General features: G+C 47.3%; 10 protein-coding genes and 1 rRNA gene. 6 read left to right on the top strand and 5 right to left on the bottom strand.

Annotated features, from left to right (window positions below; translation table 11 throughout):
* Window positions 1–9: 9 nt before the first annotated feature.
* A 5S ribosomal RNA gene (rrf, locus tag BMW93_RS12870) occupies window positions 10–121 on the top strand.
* A gap of 389 nt (window positions 122–510) precedes the next feature.
* Here the strand turns inward: rrf and dxs are convergent.
* From dxs to mutL, 4 genes are all read right to left on the bottom strand, one after another.
* Window positions 511–2,454, bottom strand: coding sequence for a 1-deoxy-D-xylulose-5-phosphate synthase (dxs, locus tag BMW93_RS12865; RefSeq protein ID WP_090376183.1), 1,944 nt, complete (start codon window positions 2,452–2,454; stop codon window positions 511–513).
* A gap of 86 nt (window positions 2,455–2,540) precedes the next feature.
* Window positions 2,541–3,455, bottom strand: coding sequence for a rhomboid family intramembrane serine protease (locus BMW93_RS12860; protein ID WP_090376180.1), 915 nt, complete (start codon window positions 3,453–3,455; stop codon window positions 2,541–2,543).
* Between the two features lie 9 nt (window positions 3,456–3,464).
* Window positions 3,465–4,250: a rhomboid family intramembrane serine protease gene (locus BMW93_RS12855; protein ID WP_090376177.1), complete on the bottom strand. Its 786-nt coding sequence runs from the start codon at window positions 4,248–4,250 to the stop codon at window positions 3,465–3,467.
* 58 nt (window positions 4,251–4,308) lie between these two features.
* Window positions 4,309–6,195, bottom strand: a complete 1,887-nt coding sequence (mutL, locus tag BMW93_RS12850) for a DNA mismatch repair endonuclease MutL (protein ID WP_090376174.1) — start codon at window positions 6,193–6,195, stop codon at window positions 4,309–4,311.
* Window positions 6,196–6,438: 243 nt separating this feature from the next.
* Here mutL and BMW93_RS35690 point away from each other — a divergent pair, with 243 nt between their 5' ends.
* Window positions 6,439–6,603: a hypothetical protein gene (locus tag BMW93_RS35690; protein WP_176885078.1), complete on the top strand. Its 165-nt coding sequence runs from the start codon at window positions 6,439–6,441 to the stop codon at window positions 6,601–6,603.
* A gap of 93 nt (window positions 6,604–6,696) precedes the next feature.
* On the opposite strand, the gene nagB is transcribed toward BMW93_RS35690, so the two are convergent.
* Entirely contained in the window at window positions 6,697–8,637 is a 1,941-nt protein-coding gene (nagB, locus tag BMW93_RS12845) for a glucosamine-6-phosphate deaminase (RefSeq protein ID WP_090376297.1), read from the bottom strand.
* Between the two features lie 353 nt (window positions 8,638–8,990).
* Here nagB and glyA point away from each other — a divergent pair, with 353 nt between their 5' ends.
* From glyA to BMW93_RS12825, 4 genes are all read left to right on the top strand, one after another.
* On the top strand, window positions 8,991–10,292 hold the full coding sequence (glyA, locus tag BMW93_RS12840; protein ID WP_090376294.1) for a serine hydroxymethyltransferase: 1,302 nt from the start codon (window positions 8,991–8,993) through the stop codon (window positions 10,290–10,292).
* A gap of 236 nt (window positions 10,293–10,528) precedes the next feature.
* On the top strand, window positions 10,529–11,230 hold the full coding sequence (locus BMW93_RS12835; RefSeq protein ID WP_090376171.1) for a tetratricopeptide repeat protein: 702 nt from the start codon (window positions 10,529–10,531) through the stop codon (window positions 11,228–11,230).
* Between the two features lie 117 nt (window positions 11,231–11,347).
* Window positions 11,348–11,842: a 6,7-dimethyl-8-ribityllumazine synthase gene (gene ribH / locus BMW93_RS12830; protein WP_090376168.1), complete on the top strand. Its 495-nt coding sequence runs from the start codon at window positions 11,348–11,350 to the stop codon at window positions 11,840–11,842.
* A 164-nt stretch (window positions 11,843–12,006) separates the two neighbouring features.
* The gene (locus tag BMW93_RS12825; RefSeq protein WP_090376165.1) at window positions 12,007–13,365 is read left to right on the top strand and encodes an aspartate kinase; all 1,359 of its coding nucleotides are present in this window, start codon (window positions 12,007–12,009) and stop codon (window positions 13,363–13,365) included.
* Window positions 13,366–13,371 lie beyond the last annotated feature (6 nt).

Raw genomic sequence — 13,371 nt, 5'->3', positions numbered from 1 at the left:
AAAGAGCTTGTTGGTGACTATTGGCCGGGTGTTCACCTCTTCCCATCCCGAACAGAGAAGTTAAGCCCCGGACCGCCGATGATACTTGGTTCAAACCTGGTAAAGTAGGTAGTCGCCACAATTATTAAACACAAAAAGCCTCCCCCCAAAAGGAGGCTTTTTTGCGTTTAGGCGGGTAGCGGCTGATGTAATCACGGTTAAACCTCAATCCTTCCCAATATCCTTCCTCCGTGTGGACTCCCGCACAATTAGCTCCGTAGGCAAGGAAATCTCCTGATAGACTTTTTGATACGTCAAATCGCAGTCGGCTATGAAAACAGATCAAGCATGTTTTGACATCTGGAAATGCAGGTTTTTGAGCGTCTAAGCCACATAAAGTTCGCGAGATGACGATGGGGCTTCACACTGGGAAAACAGGCCTTAAATCAGAGTTCTGATATAAGTACTCAAAAGCCTAAAATGTAAAAAGCCGATCTCCCGACCGGCTTTCAGAATCAAATGAAATCTTACTTAATGCAATACGGAAGCAGCCTTTGATTGACGTTGCACAAATTCTATTGATGCGGCAATAATGCCGGCAGTGTCGATACCACATTCCTGGTACAGTTCACCAGGCTCGCCATGCTCGACGATCGCGTCGGGAATTCCGAGACGTTTAACCTGACTTGTATATCCGTTGTCAATCATGAATTCAAGAATAGCACTGCCAAATCCGCCCTGTAAGCAGCCATCTTCCAATGTCATGACTCTATCATAAGTCGAGAAGATTTGGTGAAGCAAGGCTTCATCCAATGGCTTTGCAAACCGCATGTCGAATAGACCCGCGTTAATGCCTTGCTTTTCGAGTTCTTCACAAGCCTTAAATGCAAAATTTCCCAGTGGTCCGAATGAAAGAATCGCGAGGTCCCTGCCATCTTTGACTTTTCTTCCTTTGCCAATCTCTATTTCCTCGAAAGGCGTCTTCCAATCAGGCATCACACCATTGCCCCTCGGGTAACGGATTGTGAATGCATTCTTACCGGATTGAAAGGATTCCAATTGGGCGGTATACATCATATTCCGGAGTTCCTGCTCGTTCATGGGTGACGCGACGACCATATTTGGAATACAACGCATGAAAGCAATGTCGTATACACCGTGGTGAGTAGGGCCGTCGGCTCCTACAAGTCCTGCCCTGTCCAAACAAAAGATTACCGGCAACTCTTGTATGCACACATCATGCACGACCTGGTCGTACGCGCGTTGCATAAAAGTTGAATAGATATTGCAGAATACGATATCGCCACGCGTCGCCATACCTGCGGAAAACGTAACCGCATGTTGCTCTGCTATGCCGACATCGAATGCTCTTTCAGGAATAGCTTCCATCATAATGTTCAGAGAAGACCCGGAAGGCATTGCGGGTGTAATACCTACAATTTTCGGATTTTCTTTGGCCAGTTCCACGATGGTATGGCCAAATACATCCTGATATTTTGGCGCCTGAGGCGTGTTGTAGACTTTTTTCTGGATCTCACCAGTGATCTTGTCGAAGACGCCGGGAGCGTGCCATTTCGTCTGGTCTTTTTCAGCCGGGCCGTAGCCTTTCCCTTTTACCGTAAGGCAATGCAAAAGCTTGGGACCGGGAATGTTTTTGAGGTCTTTGAGTACTTCGGTCAGATGGCTGATATCGTTTCCGTCAATAGGACCGAAATAGCGTAATCCAAGCGATTCGAACAGGTTGCTTTGCCGCAAGATCGCGGTTTTCATTGCTGTCTCAACTTTTGAGACGATTTCCTGGGCACTTTTGCCGAAGTTGCTCATTTTACCGAGCAGGTTCCAGACTTCGTCTTTGAACTTGTTATAAGTCTGCGAAGTGGTAATGTCGGTTAGATATTCTTTCAGCGCACCGACATTTGGGTCGATGGCCATGCAGTTGTCATTGAGGATAATCAGCAGGTTGGAATCCGTAGCGCCGGCATGGTTCATGCCTTCGAAGGCTAAACCGGCTGTCATAGCACCATCTCCGATGATCGCAATGTGCTGGCGCTCGAAGTTCTTTTCCAATGCGGATGCCACCGCCATCCCCAACGCCGACGAAATGGACGTGGATGAGTGGCCTACTCCAAATGCATCATAAATGCTTTCTTTCCGTTTCGGAAAACCGGAAAGTCCACCATAAACGCGGTTGGAATGGAATTCATCGCGCCGACCGGTGAGTATCTTATGCCCATAAGCCTGGTGGCCCACGTCCCAAACGAGTTGGTCGTCGGGGGTATTGAACACGTAATGTAATGCCACGCTCAATTCTACTACACCCAGGCTGGCCCCGAAGTGCCCGCCGTAAACCGACACATTATCAATGATAAATTGCCTTAACTCATTGCAAACCTGCGGAAGCTGAGAACTGTCCAGTTTTCGGAGATCTTCGGGAGAATTAATTGTTGCTAATAATTTTCCTGGCGTTATAAGCATACCGTAGGGCTATTGAATCAAATTTACTAGCTGTCCGCTTTATTAAATAGTCACAAAATTAAGCAAATACGCAATACGTCTGACTATTATTTTTGCTGGCTTGCCTTGAACAACTTCTGCTTCTCCTCGCGCGTGAGGCTTTCATAGCCTGATTTCGAAATCTTATCCAGGATGGAATCGATCTCCATCTGATCGGGCATTTCGATAGTGCCGGATGATGAAGACGAATATACGCTGGTACTGCGGTACACCTGCCGTTCACGATAGGTTACCTGCATGGATGGACGTTTCCGGAAAATGCGCGCCCATACCGCCAGCAGCCCGTAAATGGGCTTACCCAAATCTGTCCCGTTTTGCAGCAATTTGATGAATATATAACCTGTGAACGCACCACCTAAATGTGCGAGGTTTCCGCCCGCATTTGGTCCTACCGTCTGCGCAAGTGACAGAATGATGTAGAACAATGCGATGAATTTGATGCGAACAGGTCCTAAGAAGATCAGGTTGAAAGTATAGTTGGGCAGCAATGTAGATGCCCCAACCGCCACCGAAAACGCCGCAGCTGATGCACCGAGCATTCTGGAACCTTCAATATGCGCCTGGAAATAAGGCAACAGATTATATAAAACAATGTAAATCAGCCCGCCGGCGATCCCGCCCAGCATATACAACGCCACGACTCTCTTTGCACCGAGATATTCATCTACCAGTTTACCGAACCAGTAGAGAAAGAGCATATTAAAGAGAATGTGAAAGATATCATCGTGTGTGAAGAAATACGTGATGAGCGTCCAGGGCTTGTAGATGAATTCTTCCGTTGCGGCCGGAAGCTGCAACATATTGATCACCAATGCGTATACGTTGGAAGATTGGGACAGGGTAAGCACAATCTTCATGAGCAGCAGAACCAGAAATACTGCCGTGTTTATCAGAATAATCTTTACAAGTGCGTTCTCGGATTTCGCGAATTCCCTTTTAACGTCGTCAACAATATTGCTCATCTTCTTCTTCTAATAGAAATTTGACTTTTGCGTACCCCAGTAACGCAACAATATATATGCAAATAGCATTCCTCCAATGTGCGCGAAGTGGGCAACATTATCGGACTGAGCATTTTGTATCCCTGAATACAATTCAAAAAGCCCATAAAAAGCAACAAAATATTTTGCTTTTATAGGGAACGGTACGAACAGGAGAAAAAGCTCCGTATTGGGAAACAACAACCCAAATGCCATGAGGATGCCGAAAATTGCTCCCGAAGCTCCAACCATCGGTACGTTGATCGTAGCCACGTAAACATCCCGTACATCCCTAATACTCTGTTGAATATACATGGAATTAGTCGGATTTACTTCAAAATCATTCACAAATTGGAGCCTGGACTCGTAATAGGCCTCGGCATGCTTGCTCAGGAAGTCCGCGAAGCCGTCAGGTGTAGGGTTTTGGGTATATAACTCAACAGCCTGTGCCAGATGCCAGTTCTCATACAGGCCGATTCCCGAAAACAGAAGCCCGGCACCAATACCTGTTACAAAGTAGAATATTAAAAACTTTTTCGCTCCCCAGATCCTTTCCAGCAATGGCCCGAACATGATCAGACCGAACATGTTACTGAAAATGTGGCCGATGCTGCCATGCAGGAACATGTAGGAGACAAACTGGAAAATGTGGAAATTCGGAGACACTACCGGCCTGAGCGCAAAATCGCTGCTAAGATTGAAAACAGAAGAATCTATAAAATAGAAAAGGATGTTCAGAATTAGTAAATTCCTTACTGTGGGGGTTATGGCTAACATATTTGATTCAAATTCAAAGATTTATCTACGATAAACTGTACATCTCCCGGTTTTGTTCTTAACCCCGAAAAATATTCGCCAGCTTGTCCATTGTTAAAAGAACAATAATCGGTTCGCCGCCGGGTGTCCGGTTCGGGTCCGACGATGAGAACAGCTGGTTGAGCAATGTGTGTATTTCAACGTATGAAAGTTTCACCGCGTAACGTACCGAAAAACGTTTCGCGAGCGATCTTGACAAACTTTCCGGCTTATTGAGTTTAAGGTCGGAATAACTCTGTTTAAGTTGCTCGATCAGTTCCTCGAACAAATCCTGCTCGCTTTCCTCTGGCAAATCGGCCGGAATGCCACGGATAATCAGTTCATTGGACCCGAACTCATCGAACTCGAATCCCAGGCTCCTGATTTCCTTTTTCGTCTCGTGTACGAGCTGCATATCCGAATGTGTAAGCCGGATGGTTTTCGGAAAAAGTAGTTGCTGACAGGCCCCATTGCGGTTGATGAGCATCTTACGATACCGTTCGTAGAGAATGCGCTCGTAGGCGGCCTTCTGATCGATGAGCATGATACCGTCCTTCACCTGCGACAAGATATAGCGGTTATGAAGCTGGAATAACAATGCATCGGCCTCGGGCGCGGCAATCACCTCGGACGCCATCCTGTTCACCTTGCTGGCGACGGTTTTCGCCTGCTCCTGGTAAACGGGGCGCGAAGCCGTGGTATTACCCATTTCGAATGCGGCCAGCTCGCGGTGCCGGTCTTCCGTATTTTGCAATCCTTCGAACAGCTTGCTCCAATTCGTCAGATTCGATTTCGACGCACCGCTCTCGCTCTGGCGCGGCTGTGCCGCCCAGTCGGGCATCACCGTGCGAGGAATCAGGTTATTGTTGGGTTCAGAGGGAGAAGGGTTAAGGAAATTGATATTTTCTTCAAAATCGATGGACTGCGAGAGATTATAAACGCCTACCGCCTTCTTCACCGCCGCCATAATGATGGCATACACCGAGCGCTCGTCGTCGAATTTGATCTCCGTTTTAGTAGGGTGGATATTGATATCGATATGCGAGGGGTCGATTTCAATGAACAAAACATAAAATGGGTGGCTGCCTTCCGGAATGGTACCGTCGAAAGCGCTGATCACCGCGTGATGCATGTAATTATGCTTGATGAAGCGGTCGTTCACGAAAAAGAACTGCTCACCGCGTGTTTTGCGGGCAAATTCGGGCTTGCCGATGTAGCCGCGGACATTGATGTAGGAAGTCTCCTCCTGACAGTAAGCGAGCTGCTCGCGGTAGCTTTTGCCATAAATATCGATAATCCTTTTCACCAGCTTCACCGATTGCAGGTTGAAGACCTCCGTATCGTTGTGATGGAGCGTAAAGCCCACTTCGGGATGCGCCAATGCTACCCGCTGGAATTCGTCGAGCACGTGACGCATTTCGACGGAATTGGATTTCAGGAAGTTCCGGCGGGCCGGTACATTGAAAAACAGGTTCCGAATCGAGAAGTTGGTACCTTTCGGGCAAGCCACTGCCTCTTGAGTCTTAATTTCCGAGCCGTCGATACGGATCAATGTGCCAAGTTCATCGGATTCCAGGCGCGTCCGCATTTCTACCTGCGCTACCGCGGCGATCGACGCGAGCGCTTCGCCCCGGAAGCCCATTGTCCTGATCCTGAACAAGTCTTCCGACTGCCGGATCTTGGAAGTAGCGTGCCTTTCGAAACTCATGCGGGCATCGGTTTCCGACATTCCGGTACCATTGTCGATCACCTGGATCAGCGTTCGGCCGGCTTCACGAAGTATCACCTGCACCTGCGTGGCCTTCGCATCAATCGCATTTTCCATGAGTTCCTTTACCACCGAAGCCGGTCGCTGAACGACCTCTCCCGCGGCAATCTGGTTGGCTATGGAATCGGGTAATAGTTGAATGATGTCTGATGAAGGCATGTCGGAAGTGGCAGTTAACTTTACTATAACAAATAAACAAAAATTTTTTTTACTGCCCCGTGAATATCGGTAGGTAACAAATAGGGGGAAATTGCTTTTTCAAGAATCTCAATTGAAATAATTACATTAATAATTCAAATTTTACAGAAAACAAGCGCGTTAGTATTGTAAAAAGTTGTTGACTATTAATTAATTGTATAACTTGGGATACTAAACCTATGTTATTAAGCACCTGATCCTGTTATGAAAACGCCAATTATCAAGAGATTTAACTTTACCATGGCATTGCAATGGCTTATCTTTTTGCCAGTCATTCTGCCTCTTTGTATCATTTTTGGCGCCGTCCAGGGCGTGATGAATATGGTTGAAAAAATGGCGCACAGGATGTGGGTTGACATGGAATTGTAACACCAGCACCAACGCATTTGATCAGCGTATCAGGTAGATATAAAATGAAAAGAGCCCGGAATTTTCCGGGCTCTTTTCATTTACGGTTATTGCTTAGAATTTCCAGCGTACAAATGCCTCCATCGCTTCGTATTCGGCCAGGCCGAGTGAATCGTAGAGCTGCGCGGTTCCGCGGTTGCGCTCTTCGGCACGTTGCCAGAACTCGCGTGAATCTTCTCCCTGGAATACCACGCCGTCTTTCTGCGACTGGTGTTTGAAAATCCCCTGGCGTTTTTTCAGAACCTGGTCGGGACTCATCGGTACCGCCATTTCGATTTCATAAATATCCCATTCAGCCCATGCGCCGCGGTATAACCATACCCAGCAGTCTTTCATGAAATTCTTATGCTTTGAACGCTGCAATGCGGCTTCGATAGCGTCCCAGCACACTTTGTGCGTTCCGTGCGGATCGGCGAAGTCGCCGGCTGCGTAAATCTGGTGCGGCTTCACTTCTTCGATCAGATTTTCGATGATCTTGATATCTTCTTCACCGATCGGCTTTTTCTGAACAGTACCCGTTTCATAGAAAGGCATATCGAGGAAATGCGCCTGGCTGGTTGGGATACCTACAAAACGGCAGGTCGCCTTTGCCTCGCCACGACGGACAAGACCCTTCACCTTACGAACCTCAGGGGTATCGATTTCGCTGTTTTTGGTATGTCTTAAAAAGTCTTTTGCATCCTGGAACAGTTTGCTCGCATTAGGGCTGTCGATATCGAAGCCTTTGTTGAAATCAACGACGAAATCGATGAAACGCAATGCTTCGTCGTCGGCTACGGCGATGTTTCCGGAAGTCTGGTAAGCAACGTGTACCTCGTGGCCCTGGTCGACGAGGCGCTGGAAAGTACCACCCATCGAGATAATGTCATCATCCGGGTGCGGGCTGAAAATGAGCACGCGTTTTTTCGCAGGCTGTGCACGTTCCGGACGGTGCGTATCATCCGCATTAGGCTTGCCGCCCGGCCAGCCGGTAATGGTATGCTGCAACTGGTTGAATACATTGATATTGATCTCATAACCGGCGCCATATTGTGCCAGCAAATCGCTCATACCATTGTCGTTGTAATCCTTGTCCGTCAGTTTCAGGATCGGTTTTTTCAAGGTTTGCGATAAATGAGTTACCGCTTTCTTGATCATTTTATTATCCCAGATCACCGAATCGACCGCCCAAGGTGTTTTGATGCGGGTCAGCTCGGAAGCTGCGCTTTCGTCAACCACAAAACTCACATCGGCGTGTGCTTGCAGGTAAGAAGCAGGGTTAAGCTCGGTTACCGGGCCTTCCACGGCACTTTTGATCACCGAAGCTTTTCTTTCACCCCAGGCCAGCAACACCACGCGGCGTGCATTCAAAATAGGTGCAACACCCAATGTGATCGCTTTGCGGGGTACATTATGCAGCCCACCGAACTCCATGCTCGCAGCGGCACGCGTGGAGTGGTCGAGCGTGATGAGGCGCGTATGCGAGTTGATCAATGAACCCGGTTCGTTGAAACCGATGTGGCCATTACCACCAATACCGAGCAATTGGAAATCCAGCCCGCCTACCGCATTGATTTTATTCTCGTAAGATGTACAGTAGTCACGCAGTAAAGGCGCCGGTACCGTTCCGTCCGGCAGGAAATAGTTTTCTTTTGGAATATCGACATGATCGAACAGTTGTTCTTTCATGAACCGGTGGTAGCTGTAAATGGAATCCGGTTCCATCTGGTAGTACTCGTCCAGGTTGAAAGAAATCACATTCTTGAAGCTCAAACCTTCTTCACGGTGCATACGCACGAGGATGGCGTAGACGGTCTTCGGCGAAGAACCGGTAGCAAGCCCAAGAACGCAAGGTTTACCTTCCTTTTGTTTCTGACGGATCAGGTCCGAAATCTCTTTCGCAACCGCATAGGACGCCTCTTTGGAATCGGCAAAAATCTGCGTCGGGATTTTTTCATAGGTAATGGGTTGCCCTATGGTGCCGGAAGTGCCTTTTCCATTGTTGGAAGCTTGCATCAGGATTGTTTGTGGACTTACCGTTTGTTGGCTCATAACTAAATGTTAAATTATGTAAGAGTTTCGTGAATAGACTTCGAATTAAACTGCAAGTTACTCATGTGTTCGATCACGCACGAATGAATCGACCGCAAAAGTACAACGGAAAACAATTATTCTTAAAATAATTTAAGAAATAACTTACACATAAAATTACGTCCGCCGTGCCACTACGGGCTATTTCCCCGCATTCGGGTTACCGACCCGTTCGCACTTTAAATATAAAGTAAGTGTTAGTATTTTATTCCAAAATAATTGCTTGTATTTTTGCGGCTTATTCCAAGAGTATCACACCATTTTTTCTGACAAATCCCATGTCTACACTCACCAGCGTTGAACGCGACACCGCCATTTTTGATCTGATCAACAGAGAAAAACATCGCCAGGAGTCTGGTATCGAACTGATCGCTTCTGAAAACTTTACTTCGCGCCAGGTGATGGAGGCGTCAGGCAGTGTGTTGACCAACAAATATGCAGAAGGCCTTCCGGGCAAACGTTACTATGGCGGTTGCGAGGTCGTCGACGAAATCGAGCAGATCGCGATCGACCGTTTGAAAGAACTTTTCGGTGCTACCTGGGCTAACGTACAGCCACACTCGGGAGCACAAGCCAATACGGCTGTTTTCCTTGCCTGCCTGAACCCTGGCGACAAGATCATGGGTTTCAACCTCGCACACGGAGGTCACCTTACACACGGCTCGCCCGTGAACATTTCAGGTAAATATTTCCAGCCTGTATTTTATGGTGTTGAAGCAGAAACTGGTTTGATCGACTGGGATAAAGTAGAAGAAACTGCATTGAAAGAGCGTCCGAAGCTTTTGATCTGCGGCGCGTCTGCATATAGCCGTGACTGGGATTACGAGCGCCTGCGTGCTGTTGCCGACAAAATCGGTGCATTGCTGATGGCGGACATTTCCCACCCTGCCGGCCTGATCGCGAAAGGACTTTTGAAAGATCCGTTCGATCACTGCCATATTGTAACTACTACCACGCACAAAACACTTCGCGGCCCACGCGGCGGTGTGATCATGATGCGCAACGACTTCGAAAACCCGTTCGGCATCAAAACCCCGAAAGGCCAGCTGCGTACCATGTCGTCGCTTTTGGACTCGGGCGTATTCCCGGGTACACAAGGCGGACCTTTGGAGCACATTATCGCTGCCAAAGCCATTGCATTCGGTGAAGCATTGAGCGAAGGATATTATAACTATGCGACCCAGGTTGCGAAAAATGCGCAGGCAATGGCCAAAGCATTTGTTGATAAAGGTTACCGCATTATTTCAGGCGGTACCGACAACCACCTGATGCTGATCGACCTGCGCACTAAAAACGGTGTAGATTCAGGCCTGACCGGTAAACTCGCTGAAAACACGTTGATCAAAGCGGATATTACCATTAATAAAAACATGGTGCCTTTCGACGACAAATCGCCGATGGTAACCTCGGGTATGCGTGTGGGAACGGCTGCGATGACCACCCGCGGATTGGTTGAGGCGGATATGGAGCGTATCGTTGACCTGGTGGATACCGTTCTGGTAAACAACGACAACGACGCGAAAATCGCTGCGGTGAAAACAGAAGTAAACGAATGGATGAAACAATATCCATTATATTAATATTGAATAGGAATGCAGAAAACTGCGCGGTGACTCTGGTTGCCGCGCAGTTTTTGTTTTTGGGGAAGGTTAATGCACTGATTTACAAATCAAAGCGCTATCAACGCATTTGTCACCGAAAGCCTTTCGTTCATTAATGGTTGGCCGGAAACATATAACACAAAGAATTGTGTGCTAACTTGTTTTGACTTAATAAGTTTTTCATAACTTTGCACTCCAAAATCGAATTAATTGATATGAGCAAGAAAAATCCGGGCGAACCCGGGATTGAAATCATCGAATCTCCGGAGGCATTAGCGGGTCAGATCAATAAAGCTGAGGTTTTTTTCCTTAAAAACCGCAAGGTTGTTCTTGGAATCGGAGTGGCGGTTGTGGTTGCTATTGCTGGTTTCGCGGGTTACCGTTTTTATATAGATGGTCAGGAAGGCACTGCCCAGAATGCACTTGCCAGTGTCGTTTACGATTTTGAAGCGGATTCATTGCAAAAAGCGTTGAACGGAGCCGGTGGTAACGAAGGCCTTTTGTCTATCGCTGACAACTACAAAGGAACCGACGCGAGCAACCTCGCTACTTTTTACGCGGGTGTGGCTTTGCTGAAACAAGGCAAATACGACGAAGCGATCAGCCGTCTGCAATCATTCAGCTCTTCCGATTTGTTGATACACGCACGCGCTCAGTCATTGATCGGTGACGCATATCTCGAAAAAAATCAAGCTTCTGAGGCGATTTCATATTATCAGAAAGCGGCTGATTATGAGAAGAATGAATATTTTACACCAGTTTATCTGATGAAACTCGCGCTCGCTCAGGAGAAGGCTAACCAGCCTGCTGACGCGGTCGCTACCTATAAACGTGTTGTTGACGAGTTCCCACTTTCCTCGGAAGTAGTGAACGCGAAGAAATATATGGGATTATTAGAGGGACAGGTCGGCAAATAATGGTTAAACCATTCTGTTTCTTAAAAGGATAAAGCCGACTGCGGTTTTATCCTTTTTTTATTCATTTAATCCAAAATCTTAAATCATACCTGTTTTTCATAAACCTATTGAAAATCAATGTCAAGTGCAGATAAGAATCTAAGCGTATTTACAACGGAGGGACTTCCGGATATCAGTAATAAAAAATTCGCGATCGTCGTGGCCGAATGGAACAACGAGGTAACCGAGAAGTTATTCGAAGGAGCTTACAAAACCCTTATTACCTACGGGGCGCTGCCGGCGAATATCGTCAGAGGTAATGTGCCGGGCAGTTTCGAACTCACGATGGGCTCGCAATGGTTCGCACAGCGTACCGATATCGATGCGGTAATCGCATTAGGGGTAGTAATCCAGGGTGAAACCAAGCACAACGATTACATCAACCACGCAGTAGCACAAGGCATTACCAACGTAAGCCTGAAATACGACAAACCCGTCATTTTCGGCGTGCTGACACCAAATAATATGGAACAGGCATTGGAACGTTCCGGCGGCGTGCACGGCAACAAAGGCGACGAGGCAGCGATCACGGCGATCAAGATGCTGGGACTTAAATTAATTTTGAATGATTGAATGACTGAATGAGTGAATAGGGCGGATTCCCGTTCGGTGTCGCAAGTCGCAGTTTGATTGTTCTCATCAAATATATCACTCATTCACTCATTCAAAATTCAGTCATTCAATCATTCAATCATTCAAAATTCAATCATTCAAAATTCAATCATTCAAAACTAGTTATGCAAGTCTGGAAATTTGGCGGTACTTCGGTAGGGAAGCCTGAGCGTATGCACTCAATCCGCGAACTCCTTAACAATGATCCTAATCGTAAAATTGTCGTATTGTCGGCTCTGTCCGGTTCTACCAATGCGCTGATCGCTATCGGAGAAGCAGCCAAATCGTATGACGATACCAAGGCTGCGGCTTTGATTGAAGAGTTGAAAAACCATTACGATCTGTTTATCAAAGAATTGTACTCGACACCGGAAGGATTGGCGGCTGGTCAGCAGATCGTGGATTCTGAATTTGGTTTTATCAAATCCGTGGTAAGCGTGAAGCCTTTCACCATCAAGCAGGAAAAAGAGCTCGTTGCGGAAGGTGAGATTTTGAGTACTAAAATGTTTCAGGCGTATTTGGAAGAGAAGGGTGAGAGCTCGGTACTGCTTCCTGCATTGGATTTCATGCGTATCGATGCCGACGGAGAGCCGGAACTGGCGACGATCGAGGAAAAACTGGTGACGATTTTGAACCAATATACCGATAAGCAGACGATCGTAACCCAGGGCTTCATTTGCCGCAACCCACGCGAGGAAGTAGATAACCTGAAAAGAGGTGGTTCGGACTACACTGCGTCGCTGATCGGCGGTGCGATTCGTGCGGACGAAATCCAGATCTGGACAGATATCGACGGAATGCACAACAACGACCCGCGCATTGTGAAGCGTACCTTCCCGATCCGCGAGCTGACATTCGAAGAGGCAGCTGAGCTGGCTTATTTCGGAGCAAAAATTTTGCACCCGAGCACCATTACGCCAGCGAAACTACGCGGTGTACCGGTCCGTTTGAAAAATACCATGCAGCCCGAAGCTCCCGGAACGCTCATCGCTACCCAGACTTCGGATCGCGACATCAAGGCGATTGCCGCGAAAGACAATATCACGGCGATCTACATTCACTCGACCCGTATGCTGAATGCTTACGGCTTCCTTCGGAGAGTGTTTGAGATCTTCGAAAAATATAAAACACCGGTGGATATGATCACGACATCCGAAGTATCAGTGTCGGTAACGATCGATAACTCCGAAAACCTGGAACAGATCAGTGCCGAATTGCGCGAATTCGCTGATTTGGAAGAACATGACCGCGATCAGAACATTATCTGTATCGTGGGTAATTTCAGCGCCGACAAGGAAGGTATCGCTTTGAAAGTACTGGATGCGATGAAAAACATTCCAATACGAATGATTTCGTACGGTGCTTCGGAACACAACTTGTCTTTGCTGATCCATTCAAAATACAAAGCGGAGGCATTGAACGTCCTCAACGAACGTCTGTTCTTTTACGAAGACGCGATGAAGGACATTTTCACTGCTCCCTGACCACAC

The sequence above is a fragment of the Dyadobacter sp. SG02 genome, assembly GCF_900109045.1.
Classification (GTDB): Bacteria; Bacteroidota; Bacteroidia; order Cytophagales; family Spirosomataceae; genus Dyadobacter.
This window is presented reverse-complemented; position numbering and strand designations above follow the sequence as displayed.